A 17,213-nucleotide genomic window follows, 5' to 3' on the forward strand; every position below is an offset into this window, starting at 1 on the left:
ATGAGCGAGATGACCTGGCAGCAGCTCCGCGACCTCGACTGCGGCGCCGTGCGCACCCTCGGCGACTCGTGGAAGACCCACGTCGACGCCATGCTCGACCAGACCGAGCGCCTGCGCTCCGACGTCATCGACGGCCACCTCTCCGTCGAGCACTACGAGTCCAACACCGCCACGCAGGTCCGCGAGCAGATCGCCATGACCGCCGACCGGTTCGAGGACGACCTCTCCGACTACGCCTCCACCCGCATCGCCACCACCCTCCACGAGGCCGCCGACGCCTTCGAGGCCGAGCAGGACGAACTCAAGGAGCTCGTCCCGCTCATCGAACAGCACGACTTCGACATCGAAGGCCCCCAGAGCGAATACGACGTCAACCTCTCCGGCGGCCTCCACCAGGCCATCCTCACCCTCGACCCGCCCCAGTGGCTGTGCGACATGTGCGGCGTCAAGAAACCCGACGGCTTCTGGGACTGGGACACCGTCAAGGTCCTCTTCAACGGCGTCGACCTCTACGGCACCGCCATCGGCCTCGCCGGGCAGTACCAGGACTGGCTCCGCGCCGTCATGTCCCGCGCCCACGACGCCGACGACGACGCGGCCGCCGCCCTCAAGGAGATGCGCGAGAACCCCTCCGAACTGCCCCCGCAGCTCGGCGCCACCTACGACGACCTCATCGGCGACTACAAGGACGCCGTCTCCCAAGAGGTCGCCGACGAGGCCCGCGCCATCGCCGAAGGCACCTCCGGCATGTCCCCCGAACAGGTCAACCAGTGGTGGGAAGGCCTCAGCGACGCCGAACGCGACGCCCTCGTCGCCGAACACCCCGAATGGGTCGGCCCCGTCGACGGCATCCCCACCGAGTCGCGCGACACCGCCAACCGCACCCTCCTCGACGACCGCATCGACGGCCTCGACACCCAGATCGCCGCCAAGGAGGCGGAACTCGCCCAGACCCCGCCGACTGACCCGCAGTACTCGATCCTCGAAGCGGAAATCCACGACCTCCAGACCGACCGCGACGAGCTCTCCGACCTCCAAGGCGAGATCACCAACGAAGACGGCAGCCCGAAGTCCTACTCTGAGACCGGCCAGCAGTACTACCTGCTCGGGTTCGACACCGAAGGCAGCGGCCAGGCGATCGTCTCGGTCGGCAACCCCGACACCGCGGACAATGTCAACGCCTACGTGCCCGGCACCGGCGGCGACCTTGCTGGTGCGAGCGGAGGCCTCCTCGACCGCACCAGGACGATGGCATTCGACGCGCAGAACGCCGCCCCGGGAGAGGAGACCGCCACCGTGCTCTGGATGGGCTACGACGCTCCGGACGACCTCATAGAGGCCACCGACTCCAAATGGGCTGAAGAGGGTTCCGCCGATCTCGAGTCCTTCACCCAGGGCATCCGCGCCACCGCCGAAGGCGATCCTTCCAACTTGACGCTGACCGGACACTCATACGGCACCACGATGGTCGGTACCGCGGCCGCGACCGAGGGCGTCGACGCCGACAACCTCATGTTTGTCGCCTCACCTGGCGTAGGCGTCGACACGGCCTCAGCGCTCGGGGTGAACGAAGACAACGTGTGGGCCTCCACGAATGAATCGGACATGATCCAGTACGCGCCGGTCCACGGCAACGCCCCCGTGAACGAGGACTTCGGCGGCAACACCTTCACCAGCGACGCGACCCGCGAGTCAGGGTCGTGGTGGCAGTTCTGGGATGGACCGGTGGAGAACCACAGCTCGTACTGGGACACCGGGAACGAGGAGCATCCTGTAGCCAATACGACCAGCCGCACGAACCAGTCCTACATCGTCACCGGTCAGGAGGACCTGGTTCGATGAGGCGCAATTGTGAACCCGGTACGCGGCCGCGCTGGCGGCCGAGTCGCTATCCGTCTGCTCGATCGTGAAGGACGACATGGACACACCCCCGGCATCCGAGTACACCCAAGCCGAGGCCTACGCGCCCGTCGAAACGGCCGCAGCCGAGGCCGTGGCCGCCCTCCACGACTTCCCGGGTTTCGAACAGCGGAGTTGGGCCGAGATGCCGTGCAGCCGTCGAGGAGTCGACGACCCGGACTACACCAACATCGAGGTCCGCTACCGCTTTTCGATCGCCGACTCCCAGACTGACCTGGTTCGGCAACAGTACGTCGACTCGCTGCGCGAGCACTGGATCGGGAAGGGCTACCGGATCGTCACCGACGACGCGGTCGAAGGAACGACCCGCACCGACCGCAACCTGGTCGCGCACCGGGCCGACGGCGTCACTCTGTGGTACAACGTCTCGGGCTATGTAGGCCTTTACATCCAATCGGGTTGTGTACCGACAAGCGATATCGCCGACATCCAGTACATACCACCCACCGGGGGCATTCGGCCCGGTGGCAAAGGCGACAAGGTGGAGGAGTACTTCCCAGGTGGCATCCCTGTCACCCAGCAGGCGGTCAACCCTTTCGACTCGCCCGAATCCTTCGAGGACCAGCTGTGAAAGCCCGCTTGCGGACCGCGGCCGCGGCCGCCGCCCTCCTCGCCGCGAGCGGATGCTCAGTGGTGGACGACCTCTCAGGCGACGAACCGCCCGAGAGCGAGTACACCCAAGCCGAGGCCTACGCGCCCATGGAGGAGGCCGCGGCCGACGCCGTCGCCGGGCTCGGCGACTTCCCGGGTTTCGAACAGCGGAGTTGGGCCGAGATGCCGTGCAGTCACGACGGCGTGGACGACGATGAATACACCGCCATTGAGGTGCGCTACCGCTTTTCGATCGCCGACTCCGCAACCGAGCAGGTCCGCGACCAATACGTGGCGACGCTGCGCGAGCACTGGACCGACGCCGGATACGAAATCGCCACCGACGACGAAGTCGAAGGTGCCGAACGCACCGACCGGAACCTGGTCGCCGTCCGGCACGACGGGATCAGCCTCTGGTACGCCGTCGGCGGATACGTGGGCCTGTACATCGGATCCGGCTGCGTGCCGGTGAGCGAGGCAGGCGAGATCGAGTACATTCCGCCGACCGGCGGCGTCGAACCCGGCGGCCCCGGGGACCTGGTCGAGGAGTACTTCCCCGACGGCATCCCCACCACCCACGAAGCGCTCGCGCCCCTCAACCCGCCCGAAGGCCGCGCATGACACGCCCGACCGTCGCGGCACTCGCCGCCGGTCTCGCCGTCGTCTTCGCCGCATCCGGATGCACCGCAGCCGATGTCCACCAGGACTACACCGACACCGAGGTGCTGGCGACCATGGAGGCGTTCGTCGCCGAGTCGATCGCCGTGCTCGACGCGTTCCCAGGGTTCCACTCGCGCAACGTGAGCCTCGAAGACTGCCTGTACGGGGTGGACCGGAACGAGTCGCTCGAAGGGCACGACACCGTGCACCTCACCTACGAGTTTCCCGAAGCGAGCTGGGAGGACCCGACCGTCCGCGAGACCTACCCGGAAATCCTCGCGGACCACTGGGAAGCTCTCGGGCACGAGGTCGAAGTGGACCGGAACGACGCCGGAGAGATCTCGCACGTGAACGCCGTCCGCGATGATGGGATCGGCATCTACCTCACGCTGCTCGGAAAGGTCCTCATCGAGACCTCGCTCGGCGGCGGCGCCCAGTGCACCGAGATCGGCGACGGCGAATTCACCATCCCCGAACCCACCGGCGGCGTCCTCCCCGAGAACGACCGCTTCACCGACAACGGCCCCCGGGACTCCACATGACTCGCACCAGTCTCGCCGCACTCGCGTCGGCGGCCCTCTTCGCCCTGACGGCCTGCTCCAGTCCCAAGATCAACGAGGACATGACCGATGTGGAGGCGCTGGCCGCCGAGGAGGCCTTCGTCGCGGACACCATCGCCGAACTGGGGGACTTCTCCGGATTCGAGGGTCGGGTCATCGAGCTGAGGGAATGTCTGTACGGCATGAACGAAGACCAGGTCGCCGAGGGCGCCGCCAAGGTCCGGCTGACCTACAGCCTCCCCGAGGCACTCGCGGAGGACCCCGCGGCGGCCGAGGCGCTGGCGGCGGAGGTCGAGGCCGTCTGGAAGGCGCAGGGGTACGAGGTCGAGCGGGAGCTGGCCGGGGACGGTTCGCTGTGGGCGGTCAAGGCCGACGGCGAGGAGGTTCTCGGCTGGTACTACCCGGGATCGAGGTTCGAAGTGAGCGCGGGCGGGTGCGTGCTCATCGCCGACGGGGACTTCGTCGTCCCCGAGGCGCTCGGCGGGGTCACCGCCGAGAACGACGACATCGAGAACCACAGTCCTCGGACCGGACTCGAGGATTGAACGCGAAAGCGCCCGCCCGAATGCTTCGGGCGGGCGCTTTTCGGTTTGCTCAGAGGGCGAGGGCGGCGCGGCCGGCCTTGAGGGCGGTGGCGGTGGCGACGACGCGTTCGGCCTGGGCGGTGGCGCCGGCGAGGGTCTGCTCGTCGATGTCGTAGCCGTTCCAGTGGGAGACGCCGTAGGGCGAGGCGTTGGCGAAGAGGGTCTCGTTCGCGTAGCCGGGGGCGACGATGATGCCGCCGAAGTGGTGGAACGAGTTGTAGAGGGCGAGCAGGGTCGACTCGTTGCCGCCGTGCTTGCCGGAGGCCGCGGCGAAGCCGGAGTAGACCTTGTCCTTGAGCAGGCCCTGGAACCACTGCGGGCCGAGGGTGTCGATGAACTGCTTGAGCTGCGCCGCGACGTTGCCGTAGCGGGTCGGCGAGCCCATGATGACCGCGTCGGCCCAGGTGACGTCCTCGGAGGTGGCCTCGGGGATGTCGGCGATGGCCTTGACGTTCTCGGCCCATGCCGGGTTGGAGTCGATGGCGGCCTGCGGGGCGAGCTCGGTGACGCGGCGCAGGCGCACTTCGGCGCCGGCCTTCTCGGCGGACTCGGCGATCTGCTTCGCCAGCGCGGTGACGTTGCCGGTGGCCGAGTAGAAGATCACGGAGAGCTTGACGGGCTCGACGGACATGTGCGTTCCTCCAGGGAAGCGAGATGATAGTTCAGATTTGAATTACCCATCGACCATAGCGGTGCGGCGGGCGGAAGTTCAATTTCGAACGATGTGGTGCTGCCCACGCCGGCGGCCGCACTGCCGCGCCGGGGCGCTGTTACGAGAGTGTTTCGATGTATGGCGAGTTGCAAGGGCTATCGATTGTCGGGTTTATCACCGTGGCGACGGCCGTCACGCCAGACTCTCGGTTCGCTCCCGCAACTCTGGTTCAGCGACACCTGTTCGCATCGTGACCTCGAATAATGACAACTTAGGCGGACCTAAGTGACGGGGCGTAGATATCGAAGTTCTAGACTGGCGCCAAACGCTTGTGAAGAGCTTCACAAGCGGGTCGATCGTTATTAGGATCACCGCCCCATCCGCCTGAGAGGACGCCCGTGACCACTCACGCAACCCCGGATGCCGACGTCATCGTCGTCGGCGCGGGACCCGGTGGTTCGGCCGCGGCCTACCACCTGGCCTCCCGGGGCCTCGACGTCATGCTGCTGGAGAAGACCCGGTTCCCGCGCGAGAAGGTCTGCGGCGACGGGCTCACGCCCCGAGCCGTCGCGCAGCTGCTCAAGATGGGCGTCGACACCTCCGAGTCCGCCGGCTGGCTCCGCAACCGGGGCCTGCGCGTGGTCGCCGACGGCGCCTCCATCGAGCTCGACTGGCCGACCCTGGAGGACTTCCCCGACTACGGCCTGACCCGCACGCGCCTGGACTTCGACCAGATCCTCGCCGACCGCGCGGTCGCCGCCGGTGCCGAGCTGCGGTGCGGCGTCAAGGTCACCGCCCCGGTCTTCGACCTCGCCGGGCGCGTCTGCGGCATCACCGCCGTCGAGGACGGCGAGACCGTGACCTACAAGGCCCCCTTGGTGATCGCCGCCGACGGCGTCTCCGGGCGCCTCGCGCTCGCCCTGGGCCTCAAGCGCGACGAGGGGCGCCCGATGGGCGTCGCGGTCCGCCAGTACTACCGGTCCGAGGCCAAGCACGACGACGACTACCTCGAATCCTGGCTGGCCCTGCGCACCGCCGCCGAACCCGACGTCCTGCAACCGGGCTACGGGTGGATCTTCGGCCTCGGCGACGGCCGTGTCAACGTCGGCCTCGGGGTCCTCAACTCCTCGGCGGGCTACCAGAACACCGACTACCGCGGCCTCCTGCGGGACTGGCTCGCGAACACCCCCGAGGAGTGGGGCCTCACCGACGAGGCGAACGCCGACGGGCCCGTACGCGGGGCCGCGCTCCCCATGGGCTTCAACAGGACCCCGCACTACAGCCGCGGGCTCATGCTCGTGGGCGACTCCGGCGGCATGGTCAACCCCTTCAACGGGGAGGGCATCGCCTACGCCATCGAGGCGGGCGAGGTCGCCGCCGAGACCGCGGCCGAGGCGCTGCGGGCGCCGAGCGTGCCCCGCCGCGAGGCCGTCCTGCGCACCTACGCCGAGCGCATGGACCGCCTCTGGGGCTCCTACTACCGCATGGGCGGGATCTTCGTGCACCTCATCGGGCAGCCCGCCGTGATGAAGCTGTGCACCGAGCACGGGCTCAAGCGCCCCGCGCTCATGCGCGTGGTCCTCAAGCTCCTGGCGAACCTCACCGACCGGCCCGGTCGGGACGTCGCCGACCGGATCGTCAACGGGATGCGGGTCGTCACTCCAGGCCTCGGCCGCACCCGGCTCCCCGGCCTCGCGAGCCGGACCGCAAGCCATACCGCCAGGGCCGACGCACGGCCCGTGGGCGTCACCACTAGTGCCACCGAAAGGAGGGTCTGAGCACATGCAGGTCTATGTGCCGGTCGTGATCATGTTCGCGATCGGACTCGGCTTCGGCGTCGTCTCGGTGGTCGCCTCGCGCATCACCGGCCCCCACCGCAGGAACCGCGCCAAGTACGACCCTTACGAATGCGGCATCGAGCCGGCGCCCACGACCGCGGGTCCGACGAAGTTCCCGGTGAAGTTCTACCTCACCGCGATGCTGTTCATCGTCTTCGACATCGAGATCATCTTCCTCGTGCCGTGGGCCGTCCACCACGACGTCCTCGGGATCTTCGGGTTCTGGGCCGTCATCATGTTCATCGCCGCGCTGTTCGTCGCCTACGCCTACGAATGGCGTCGCGGCGGACTGGACTGGGACTGAGATTCCGACATGGGTGTAGAAGAGAAACTCCCGCAGGGCATCATCCTCACCACCGTCGAGGCGCTCGTCAACTGGACGCGCAAGTCCTCGATGTGGCCCGCCACCTTCGGCCTCGCCTGCTGCGCCATCGAGATGATGGCCACCGGCGCCGCCCGCTACGACACCGGCCGCTTCGGCATGGAGGTCTTCCGGGCCTCCCCGCGCCAGGCCGACCTCATGATCGTGGCCGGGCGCGTGAGCCAGAAGATGGCGCCGGTGCTGCGCCAGATCTACGACCAGATGCCCGAGCCGAAATGGGTGCTGTCGATGGGCGTGTGCGCCACCTCCGGCGGCATGTTCAACAACTACGCGATCGTCCAGGGCGTTGACCACGTCGTGCCCGTGGACATGTACCTCCCCGGCTGCCCGCCCCGCCCCGAGATGCTCCTGGACGCGATCCTCAAGCTCCACGAGAAGGTCCAGCACGAGCCCCTCGGCGAGAAGCGCCGCCAGGCCCTCGCCGACCTCCCCGAGCCGGTCGTCAAGCCCGGCGCGATGCCCTCCTCCTACCGCTTCAACAAGCAGCGCAAGAAGGAGTGGACCGAGGCGGTCAAGGCCGGGAACGAGGAGCAGCTGCGCATCCGGAAGGGGGTGGCGAAGCGATGAGCGACCAGGAACAGGGTCTGTTCGGCGTCGCCGGGACCGGCGACACCTCCGGGTTCGGCGGCCTCGTCCGCCAGAGCCCGAGCACGTTCGAGCTCGTCTCGACCGCCGCCCCGCTCGGCGGCTACTTCGACGAAGTTGTAGGCGCCCTTCGGGAACTGCTCGGCGAGGACGTCGCCCGCGCCGTCATCGTCGACCGCGGCGAGCTGACGATCCACATCGCGCCCGACCGCGTCGCCGAGGTCTGCAAGACCATGCGCGACGACGAGGGGCTGCGCTTCGAGCTGTGCTCCTCGGTGTCCGGCGTGGACTACCCCGACCAGCGCAACCGGCTCCACGTCGTCTACCACCTGACGTCGATGACCTACCGCCGCAACGTCCGCCTGGAGACCGCCGTCGGCCTCGACCACCCCGTGGTCCAGTCCGTCACGGCCGTGTACCCGACCGCCGACTGGCAGGAGCGGGAGGCCTACGACATGTTCGGCGTCGTCTTCGAGGGCCACCCGCACCTCACCCGCATCCTCATGCCCGACGACTGGGAGGGCCACCCGCAGCGGAAGGACTACCCGCTCGGCGGCATCGCGGTCGAATACAAGGGCGCCCACATCCCGCCGCCGGACGAACGGAGGTCCTACAAGTGACCACTACCGACTCTGCTTCCTTCACGGCTCCGCAGGCGGACGCGGACGGCACCGACGCCTATGCGGCCGAACGCGACACGACCGAAGGCCGCGTCTACACCGTCACCGGCGGCGACTGGGACGAGCTCGTCGCCTCCGTCGACCCGGTCTCCGAAGAGCGCCTCATCGTCAACCTCGGCCCCCAGCACCCGTCCACGCACGGCGTGCTCCGCCTGGTCTGCGAGCTCGAAGGCGAGACCGTCCGCTCGGTGCGGCCCATCGTCGGCTACCTCCACACCGGCATCGAGAAGAACCTCGAATACCGCAACTGGACCCAGGGCACGACCTTCGTGACCCGCGCCGACTACCTCGCGCCGATCTTCAACGAGACTGCGTACTGCCTCGCCGTCGAGAAGCTCCTCGGCGTCACCGTGCCCAAGCGCGCCGACGTCATCCGCGTGATCATGATGGAGCTCAACCGCATCAGCTCCCACCTGGTGGCCCTCGCGACCACCGGCATGGAGCTCGGCGCGCTCTCGATGATGATCTACGGCTTCCGCGACCGCGAGAAGATCCTCGACATCTTCGAAGCCGTCTGCGGCCTGCGCATGAACATGGCCTACGTCCGCCCCGGCGGCGTCGCCCAGGACCTCCCCGCCGACGGCGTCAAGATGATCCGCGAGTTCGTCGACTACATGCCCAAGGGCCTCGACGACTACGAGGGCCTGCTCACCGGCAACGTCATCTGGCAGGAGCGCACCCAGGGCGTCGGCTACCTCGACGTCTCCGGCTGCCTCGCCCTCGGCGTCACCGGCCCCGTGCTCCGCTCCGCCGGACTCGCCTGGGACCTGCGCAAGACGCAGCCGTACTGCGGCTACGAGGAGTACGACTTCGAGGTCCCGACCCACAACGGCGCCGACGCCTGGGCCCGCTACGTCGTCCGCCTCGACGAGATCCGCGAGAGCCTCAAGATCATCAGTCAGGGCCTCGACAAGCTCGAACCGGGCCCGGTCATGGTCGAGGACAAGAAGATCGCCTGGCCCGCCCAGCTCGCCCTCGGCGGCGACGGCATGGGCAACAGCCTCAACCACATCAGGCACATCATGAGCCAGTCGATGGAAGCCCTCATCCACCACTTCAAGCTCGTCACCGAGGGCTTCCGCGTCCCGGCCGGGCAGGTGTACACCGCGATCGAGGCCCCCCGCGGCGAACTGGGCATCCACGCCGTCTCCGACGGCGGCACGAGGCCGTTCCGCGTCCACATGCGCGAACCCTCCTTCATCAACTTGCAGTCGATCCCCGCGCTCGCCGAAGGCGGCCTCCTGGCCGACGTCATCGCCGGCGGCGCCTCGCTCGACCCCGTCATGGGAGGTTGCGACCGGTGAACTACCCGGAGAAGATCCGCGAGCAGGCCGAGGCCATCCTCGTCCGCTACCCCGAAGGCCGCGAGCGCTCCGCGCTCCTGCCGCTGCTGCACCTCGTGCAGTCGCACGACGGGTACGTCTCGGACGACGGCATCGCCTTCTGCGCCGAGATCCTCGACATCACCAAGGCCCAGGTGCAGGCGGTGTCGACCTTCTACACGATGTACAAGCGCGAGCCGGCCGGCGACTGGCTCGTCTCGGTGTGCACCAACACCCTCTGCCGCGCCAAGGGCGGGCAGCAGGTGTTCGACGCCCTCAGCGCCGAACTCGACGTCGACCACGACCAGACCACGCCCGACGGCAAGATCACGCTCGAACACGCCGAGTGCCTCGCCGCCTGCGACTACGCGCCGGTCGTCACCGTCAACTACGAGTTCTTCGACGACGTCGACGAGGACAAGGCGCTCGACCTGGTCCGCGAGCTCAAGGACGGGCGCCGCCCGATCCCCAGCCGCGGCGCACCCCTGTGCACCCTCCGCGAGATCTCCGTGCAGCTGGCCGGGTTCGACGAGGAGCGCACCGCCGGACTCGAAGGCAACGCCCAAGGCGACGCGACCCTCGCCGGCGCCCGCCTCGCCGCCGAGGCCGGCATCACCGCGCCCCCGTCCGACCCCGCCGCCCCGCTGCTCGCCAAGACACCCGAGGAAGCGAAGTGAGCGTTACCGTGCCAGCTCCCAGGCGGCCCCGCGAGGACGTCCTCAACAAGCTCAAGCCCGTCGTCACCAAGCGCTGGATGTCCCCGGGCGCGTGGAAGATCGACGTCTACGAGCAGCTCGACGGCTACAAGGCCCTGCGCAAGGCCCTCGGTTACTCGCAGGCCGACCTCATCTCCTTCATGAAGGAGTCGGGCCACCGCGGCCGCGGCGGCGCCGGGTTCCCCGTCGGCATGAAGTGGCAGTTCGTGCCCGACGACGGCCAGGAGCACTACCTCGTCGTCAACGCCGACGAAGGCGAGCCGGGCACCTGCAAGGACCTGCCGCTCATGATGAACGACCCCCACGCGCTCATCGAGGGCGTCGTCATCGCCTCCTACGCCATCAAAGCCAGCCGCGCGTTCGTGTACGTGCGCGGCGAGGCCATCCACGCCGCCCGCCGCCTGCGCAACGCCGTCCGCGAAGCCAAAGAGGCCGGCTACCTCGGCAAGGACATCCTCGGCTCCGGCTTCGACCTCGACGTGGTCATCCACTCCGGCGCCGGCGCCTACATCTGCGGCGAGGAGACCGCCCTCCTCGACTCCCTCGAAGGCAAGCGCGGCCAACCGCGCCTGCGCCCGCCCTTCCCCGCCACGCACGGGCTCTACAACAAGCCGACCTGCATCAACAACGTCGGCTCGATCGCCGCCGTCCCGCACATCGTGCTCGGCGGCGCCCAGTGGTGGAAGGACCTCGGCTCCGAGAACGCCGCGGGCACGATGATCTACTCGCTCTCCGGGCGCGTCAAGCACCCCGGCCAGTACGAGTGCTCGCTCGGCACCACGCTGCGCGAGCTCATCGAGCTCGCCGGCGGCATGGAGGACGGGCACGAGCTCAAGTTCTTCACGCCCGGCGGCTCCTCGACCCCGATGCTCTCGGCCGACTCCATCGACGTCCCGCTCGACTTCGACAACGTCGCCAAGGCAGGGTCCATCCTCGGCACCACCGCGGTCATGATCTTCTCCGACCAGGACTGCCCCGTCGTCTCCTGCTGGCGGTGGCTGAAGTTCTACCAGCACGAGTCCTGCGGCAAGTGCACCCCGTGCCGCGAGGGCAACTACTGGATGGTCCGCGTCTACGAACGCATCCTCTCCGGCACCGGGTCCATCGGCGACCTCAAGCTCCTGGAGAGCGCCTGCAAGAACCTCCTCGGCCGGTCCTTCTGCGGCCTCGGCGACGGCGCGACCTCCTGCGTCACCTCCTCGCTGAAGTTCTTCCGCCAGGACTACCTCGACTACATCGAGGGCCACAAACCAGCCCTCTTCGACGCTGAGAAGATCGGAGCGCACTGACATGACCGATCAAGTCACGTTCACCATCGACGGCGTCGAAGTGACGGTCCCCAAGGGCACCTTGATCATCCGGGCCGCCGAGCAGCTCGGCATCGAGATCCCCCGCTTCTGCGACCACCCCCTCCTCGAACCCGCCGGGGCCTGCCGCCAGTGCCTCGTCGACGTCCCCGACATGGGCAACGGCCGCGGGATGCCCAAGCCCGCCGCCTCCTGCACCACCACCGCGATGGAGGGCATGGTCGTCAAGACCCAGCACTCCAGCGAGGTCGCCAAGGAGGCGCAGGAGGGGATCATGGAGTTCCTCCTGATCAACCACCCCCTCGACTGCCCCGTCTGCGACAAGGGCGGCGAATGCCCCCTCCAGAACCAGGCCATGAGCACCGGGCGCACCGAGACCCGCATGGAGGCCAAGGACAAGCGCCACTACAAGAAGGCGCTCCCGATCTCCTCGCAGGTCCTCCTCGACCGCGAGCGCTGCGTGCTGTGCGCGCGCTGCACCCGCTTCTCCGACCAGATCGCAGGCGACCCCTTCATCGAGCTGATGGAGCGCTCCGCCCTCGAACAGGTCGGCGTGTACGAGGACGAGCCGTTCGAGTCCTACTTCTCGGGCAACACCGTCCAGATCTGCCCGGTCGGGGCCCTCACCGGCACCCAGTACCGGTTCCGCTCCCGGCCCTTCGACCTCGTCTCCAGCCCCAGCGTGTGCGAGCACTGCTCGGCCGGCTGCGAGCAGCGCTCCGACCACCGGCGCGGCAAGGTCATGCGCCGCCTCGCCGGCGACGAGCCCGCCGTCAACGAGGAGTGGAACTGCGACAAGGGCCGCTGGGCCTCCTCCTACATCGAAGCGGCCGACCGCATCACCAAGCCGCTCGTGCGCGAAGCGGACGGGTCCCTGCGCGAGGCCTCCTGGCCCGAGGCCCTGCGCCGCGCCGCCGCCGGGCTCACCGGCGACGCCGCGGGCCGCGTCGGGGTCCTCCCCGGCGGCCGCCTCACCGTCGAGGACGCCTACGCGTACGCCAAGTTCGCGCGCATCGCCCTCGACACCAACGACATCGACTTCCGCTCCCGGCCGCACTCCACCGAGGAGGCCGAGTTCCTCGCCCACGCCGTCGCCGGGGTCTACCCCTCCAGCGGCGCCGTCACCTACGAGGACCTCGAGAAGGCGCCCGTCGTCCTCACCGTCGGCATCGAAGTCGAAGAGGAATGCCCGATCGCCTTCCTGCGCCTGCGGAAAGCGGTCAAGGCCCACGGGCAGCGCGTCCACGTGGCCGCGCCCTTCGCGACCCGCGGCACCCGCAAGCTCGGCGCGAACCTCATCGAGACCCTCCCCGGCGAGGAGGCCGAACTCCTCGACGGCTGGGCCCGCGGCGGCTACGTCCGCGACGCCCTGAACGAAGAGGGCGCGGTGATCCTCCTCGGCGAGCGCCTCGCCACCGTCGAAGGGGCCTTCTCCGCGGCCGTGCGCCTCGCCAAGGCCACCGGCGCCCGCCTCGCCTGGATCCCCCGGCGCGCCGGGGACCGCGGCGCGGTCGAGGCCGGCTGCCTCCCCGGGCTCCTGCCCGGCGGCGGCCTCGCCTCCTACGCGGCCGACCGCGAGCAGCTCGCCGAGTACTGGGGCGTCGAGTCCCTGCCCGGCGGCGACGGCCGCGGCGCCTGGGACCTTCTCCAGGCCGCCGCCGACGGCGAGATCGACGCCCTGCTCATCGGCGGCGTCGACCCGTACGACTTCGCCGACGCGCCCGCCGTCGAAGCGGCCCTGTACGCCGCCCGCTTCGTCGTCTCCCTGGAGATCCGCCACTCCGCGGTCACCCGGGTGGCCGACGTGATCCTGCCGGTCGCACCGGTCACCGGCAAGGCCGGGGCCTACTTCGACTGGGAGGGCCGCCTGCGGACCTTCGACACCGTCATCGACTCCGACCTCATGAGCGACCACGCGGTCCTCGACGCGCTCGCCGACGCCATGGGCTTCAAGCTCGGCCTCGCCGAGACGCGCACCGTCCGCGCCGAACTCGCCGGGCTCCCCGACCCGATCACCCGCCAGGAGGCCCCGGACTGGGCCGCCGACAAGCCCGCCCACGCCGGTGAAGACGGCAAGGCGGTCCTCGCGACCTGGCGCCAGCTGCTCGACGGCGGCTCCATGCAGGAGAACAACCCGCACCTGGCCGGCTGCGCGCCGGACCCGGTGGTGCGCTTGAGCGCGGCGACGGCCAAGGCCATCGGCGCGACCGAGGGCGCCGGGGTCACCGTCTCCACCGCGATCGGCGGGATCACGCTGCCGCTCGCGGTCACGGCCATGCCCGAGGGCGTGGTGTGGCTGCCGCAGAACGCGCCCGGCCGCGGGATCTACCGCCACCTGGGCGCGGGCTCCGGCGACGTGGTCACCATCAAGGCCTACCCGAACGTGCCGCGCCCGGCCGGGCAGGGCGACGCGTCGCCCGCCGACGCCGGGGACGAGATCAAGGCGGTCAACTCATGAACGATCCGATCTGGCTGATGCTCGTCAAGGGCGTCCTGGTCTTCGTGGTCCTGGTCCTGTTGGTGCTGTTCACCATCTGGTACGAGCGGCGCGTCGTGGCGATCATGCAGGTGCGGCCCGGCCCGAACCGGAACGGCCCCTTCGGGCTGCTCCAGTCGCTCGCCGACGGCCTGAAGCTGGCGTTCAAAGAGGACGTCATGCCGCGCACCGCCGACAAGGTCGTGTTCATCGCGGCCCCCGTCATCGCGGTCACCTGCGCGTTCACGGCCTTCTCGGTGATCCCCTTCGGTCCCGAGGTGAACGTCTTCGGCGTCGAGACGGCCTTGCAGCTCACCGACTTCGAGGTGAGCGTCCTGGTCATCCTCGCCTGCTCGGCGCTCGGCGTGTACGGCATCGTCCTGGCGGGCTGGGCCTCCGGCTCGGCCTACTCGCTGCTGGGCGCCCTGCGCGCCGCCGCGCAGGTGATCTCCTACGAGATCGCGCTCGGCCTGGCCGTGCTCGCGGTGTTCTTCCAGTCGCAGCTGCTGTCGACCGGCGCGATCGTCGAGGCGCAGGCCGAAGGCCTGCCGCTGACGATCGGCTCGCTCGAACTGACGCTCCCGGGCTGGTACTTCATCATCCTCGCCCCGAGCTTCGTGATCTTCGTGATCGCGATGGTCGGCGAGACGAACCGCGCCCCGTTCGACCTCCCCGAGGCCGAGTCCGAGCTGGTGGCGGGCTTCGCGACCGAGTACTCCAGCCTGAAGTACGCCTCGTTCTTCCTCGCCGAGTACGTCAACATGGTCACGATGTCGGCCCTGTGCGTCACGCTGTTCCTCGGCGGCTGGGCCGCGCCCTTCCCCGACGCCTGGTGGCCCGCGGCCAACGAGGGCTTCATGCCCCTCATCTGGTTCTTCGCGAAGGTCCTGGCGTTCCTGTTCTTCTACGTGTGGCTGCGCGGCACCCTGCCGCGCCTGCGCTACGACCAGTTCATGCGCCTGGGCTGGAAGGTCCTCGTGCCGGTCTCCCTGGTGTGGCTCATGGTCCTCGCGGCCATGAACATCGGCCTCGACGCCGGCAACGGTCTCACCACCCGCATCGCCTTCGCGGGCGGCGCGGCCATCGTGGTCATGGCCCTGATCTTCTTCTGGCCCAGCCGCAAGCAGTACGAGGAGCCGGCCGAGCCCGACGCCGGCATGGGCGGCTTCCCAGTGCCGCCGCTCGACCTCGCCGTCCCGCCGAGCCCCCGGGCCCTCAAGGAGCTCCAACCCGCCCGCGCCGCCGCGGCGTCCGACGAGGACGCCGCTGCCGCGACCAGTGAAAAGGGGGAAGCGTAGATGTCCGGTTTCGCCAAAGGCTTCGGCGTCACCTTCTCGCACATGTTCAAGCCGAAGGTGACGGTCGACTACCCGGAGGAGCCCTCGAAGCTCCAGCCGCGCTACCACGGCCGGCACGTGCTCAACCGCCACCCGGACGGCCTGGAGAAGTGCATCGGCTGCGAGCTGTGCGCCTGGGCCTGCCCCGCCGACGCGATCTACGTCGAGGGCGCCGAGAACACCGAGGCCGAGCGGTTCTCGCCCGGCGAGCGGTACGCCAAGACCTACCAGATCAACTACGCCCGCTGCATCTTCTGCGGCCTGTGCATCGAGGCCTGCCCGACCCGCTCGCTCACCATGAGCAACGAGTACGAGCTGGCCCGCGACGACCGCCGCGACCTCATCTTCACCAAGGAGGAGCTGCTCGCGCCGCTCATCGAGGGCATGGAGCAGCCGCCGCACCCGATGCGCCTGGGCGACAGCGAGAAGGCCTACTACGAGTCAGGCCCGACGAACCCGGGCGCCTCCGAGGGCGCCGAGTTCTCCCTGACGGAGATGCTCGCGCAGACCAAGAGGGGGCAGCAGTGATCGACCTCGCGCAGACCGTCGCCGCCGACGCCTCGTTCGGCGAGGCGCTGTTCTTCTGGATCCTCGCGCCGATCGCGCTCGGCGGGGCCGTCGGCCTCGTCCTCGCCCGCTCGGCCATCCACGCCGCGCTCATGCTCGCCATCACCATGATGTGCCTCGCGGTCTTCTACATCATGCAGTCCGCGCCGTTCCTCGGCTTCGTGCAGATCATGGTCTACACCGGCGCGATCATGATGCTGTTCCTGTTCGTGCTCATGCTCTTCGGGCGCGACTCGAAGGACTCGATGTTCGAGACCCTGCGCGGGCAGCGGTTCCTCGCGGTGCTCCTGGGCATCGGCCTGGCCGCCCTGCTCGCCTCGGGCCTCGCCCGCGCCGTCTCGGGCCTCACCGTCGCCGCCGACCCCGCCTGGGCCACCGGCGCCCAGACGAACGTCGAGGCGATCGCCGAGGCCCTCTTCTCGACCTACCTGTTCCCGTTCGAGATCGTCTCCGGCGTCCTCACCGTCGCCGCCGTCGGCGCCCTCATGTTCGCGCACGTCGCCAAGAAGGGCGGCCACCGCGGGCAGAAGGAGCACAGCCGCGAGCGGTTCGCGCCCGGCGTCTACCCCGGGCCCAAGCCCGGCCCCGGCGTCTTCGCGAACTCGGACTCGACCGCGACCCCGGCGCTGCTGCCGGACGGCACCATCGAGCCCGAGAGCCTCTCGGACTACGTGCCGCCGCGCCAGCTCACCGCCGCCGAAGCGGCCCCGAAGCACACCGAAGGGCGGGACCTATGAACCCGGAGTACTACCTCATCCTCGCCTCGATGCTGTTCTGCATCGGCGCCGTCGGCGTCCTGGTGCGGCGCAACTCCATCGTCGTGTTCATGTGCGTCGAGCTCATGCTCAACGCCGGGAACCTGACCCTGGTCACCTTCGCCCGCACCACCGGCACCATCGACGGGCAGGTGATGGCCTTCTTCGTGATGGCCGTGGCCGCCGCCGAAGTCGTCGTCGGCCTGGCGATCATCATGGCGATCTACCGGTCCCGGCGCTCCGCCTCCGTCGACGACGCCAACCTCCTGAAGGCCTAGAGG

At 69.1% G+C, this 17,213-nt stretch carries 17 protein-coding genes and 1 pseudogene; 17 read left to right on the forward strand and 1 reads right to left on the reverse strand.

Translation table 11 applies throughout. From position 1 onward, the window contains the following. From E9998_RS14200 to E9998_RS14220, 5 genes are all read left to right on the forward strand, one after another. Positions 1 to 1,842 (forward strand): alpha/beta hydrolase, encoded by a 1,842-nt coding sequence (locus E9998_RS14200; RefSeq protein WP_136530367.1) that lies wholly within the window; start codon positions 1 to 3, stop codon positions 1,840 to 1,842. 76 nt (positions 1,843 to 1,918) lie between these two features. Next, the gene (locus E9998_RS14205; protein WP_136530368.1) at positions 1,919 to 2,491 is read left to right on the forward strand and encodes a hypothetical protein; all 573 of its coding nucleotides are present in this window, start codon (positions 1,919 to 1,921) and stop codon (positions 2,489 to 2,491) included. Continuing rightward, positions 2,488 to 3,132, forward strand: a complete 645-nt coding sequence (locus tag E9998_RS14210) for a hypothetical protein (protein WP_136530369.1) — start codon at positions 2,488 to 2,490, stop codon at positions 3,130 to 3,132. The genes E9998_RS14205 and E9998_RS14210 overlap by 4 nt, the downstream gene beginning before the upstream one ends. Further along, entirely contained in the window at positions 3,129 to 3,713 is a 585-nt protein-coding gene (locus E9998_RS14215; protein ID WP_136530370.1) for a hypothetical protein, read from the forward strand. The genes E9998_RS14210 and E9998_RS14215 overlap by 4 nt, the downstream gene beginning before the upstream one ends. Further along, positions 3,710 to 4,276 (forward strand): hypothetical protein, encoded by a 567-nt coding sequence (locus tag E9998_RS14220; RefSeq protein ID WP_136530371.1) that lies wholly within the window; start codon positions 3,710 to 3,712, stop codon positions 4,274 to 4,276. The genes E9998_RS14215 and E9998_RS14220 overlap by 4 nt, the downstream gene beginning before the upstream one ends. A 49-nt stretch (positions 4,277 to 4,325) precedes the next feature. Here E9998_RS14220 and wrbA read toward each other — a convergent pair whose 3' ends face one another. Then, positions 4,326 to 4,946 carry an NAD(P)H:quinone oxidoreductase type IV gene (gene wrbA, locus E9998_RS14225; RefSeq protein WP_136530372.1) on the reverse strand — a complete coding sequence of 207 codons (621 nt, stop codon included), beginning with the start codon at positions 4,944 to 4,946 and terminating at the stop codon, positions 4,326 to 4,328. Between the two features lie 419 nt (positions 4,947 to 5,365). Here wrbA and E9998_RS14230 point away from each other — a divergent pair. From E9998_RS14230 to nuoK, 12 genes and pseudogenes are all read left to right on the forward strand, one after another. After that, a pseudogene (locus E9998_RS14230) lies at positions 5,366 to 6,637 on the forward strand (geranylgeranyl reductase family protein); the annotation flags it as partial. 112 nt (positions 6,638 to 6,749) lie between these two features. Then, positions 6,750 to 7,109 (forward strand): NADH-quinone oxidoreductase subunit A, encoded by a 360-nt coding sequence (locus E9998_RS14235; protein WP_136530374.1) that lies wholly within the window; start codon positions 6,750 to 6,752, stop codon positions 7,107 to 7,109. Positions 7,110 to 7,118: 9 nt separating this feature from the next. Continuing rightward, positions 7,119 to 7,754 (forward strand): NuoB/complex I 20 kDa subunit family protein, encoded by a 636-nt coding sequence (locus E9998_RS14240; protein ID WP_136530375.1) that lies wholly within the window; start codon positions 7,119 to 7,121, stop codon positions 7,752 to 7,754. Next, on the forward strand, positions 7,751 to 8,392 hold the full coding sequence (locus E9998_RS14245) for an NADH-quinone oxidoreductase subunit C (protein ID WP_136530376.1): 642 nt from the start codon (positions 7,751 to 7,753) through the stop codon (positions 8,390 to 8,392). Before E9998_RS14240 ends, E9998_RS14245 begins: the two co-directional genes overlap by 4 nt. Next, a complete protein-coding gene (locus E9998_RS14250; RefSeq protein ID WP_136530377.1) occupies positions 8,389 to 9,756 on the forward strand; it encodes an NADH-quinone oxidoreductase subunit D in 1,368 nt (455 codons plus the stop codon). The genes E9998_RS14245 and E9998_RS14250 overlap by 4 nt, the downstream gene beginning before the upstream one ends. Beyond that, a complete protein-coding gene (gene nuoE, locus E9998_RS14255; RefSeq protein ID WP_136530378.1) occupies positions 9,753 to 10,451 on the forward strand; it encodes an NADH-quinone oxidoreductase subunit NuoE in 699 nt (232 codons plus the stop codon). Before E9998_RS14250 ends, nuoE begins: the two co-directional genes overlap by 4 nt. A gap of 77 nt (positions 10,452 to 10,528) precedes the next feature. Beyond that, entirely contained in the window at positions 10,529 to 11,779 is a 1,251-nt protein-coding gene (nuoF, locus tag E9998_RS14260; RefSeq protein WP_136530516.1) for an NADH-quinone oxidoreductase subunit NuoF, read from the forward strand. Position 11,780: 1 nt separating this feature from the next. Continuing rightward, positions 11,781 to 14,255: an NADH-quinone oxidoreductase subunit G gene (locus tag E9998_RS14265; RefSeq protein ID WP_136530379.1), complete on the forward strand. Its 2,475-nt coding sequence runs from the start codon at positions 11,781 to 11,783 to the stop codon at positions 14,253 to 14,255. Beyond that, on the forward strand, positions 14,252 to 15,571 hold the full coding sequence (gene nuoH / locus E9998_RS14270; RefSeq protein ID WP_136530380.1) for an NADH-quinone oxidoreductase subunit NuoH: 1,320 nt from the start codon (positions 14,252 to 14,254) through the stop codon (positions 15,569 to 15,571). Before E9998_RS14265 ends, nuoH begins: the two co-directional genes overlap by 4 nt. Further along, positions 15,572 to 16,138: an NADH-quinone oxidoreductase subunit NuoI gene (gene nuoI / locus E9998_RS14275; RefSeq protein ID WP_136530381.1), complete on the forward strand. Its 567-nt coding sequence runs from the start codon at positions 15,572 to 15,574 to the stop codon at positions 16,136 to 16,138. Next, positions 16,135 to 16,914 (forward strand): NADH-quinone oxidoreductase subunit J, encoded by a 780-nt coding sequence (locus tag E9998_RS14280; protein WP_136530382.1) that lies wholly within the window; start codon positions 16,135 to 16,137, stop codon positions 16,912 to 16,914. The genes nuoI and E9998_RS14280 overlap by 4 nt, the downstream gene beginning before the upstream one ends. Next, positions 16,911 to 17,210: an NADH-quinone oxidoreductase subunit NuoK gene (gene nuoK / locus E9998_RS14285; RefSeq protein ID WP_136530383.1), complete on the forward strand. Its 300-nt coding sequence runs from the start codon at positions 16,911 to 16,913 to the stop codon at positions 17,208 to 17,210. The genes E9998_RS14280 and nuoK overlap by 4 nt, the downstream gene beginning before the upstream one ends. The last annotated feature ends 3 nt before the right edge of the window (positions 17,211 to 17,213 follow it).

Source organism: Glycomyces paridis (assembly GCF_004912155.1).
GTDB classification, from domain to species: Bacteria; Actinomycetota; Actinomycetes; order Mycobacteriales; family Micromonosporaceae; genus Glycomyces; species Glycomyces paridis.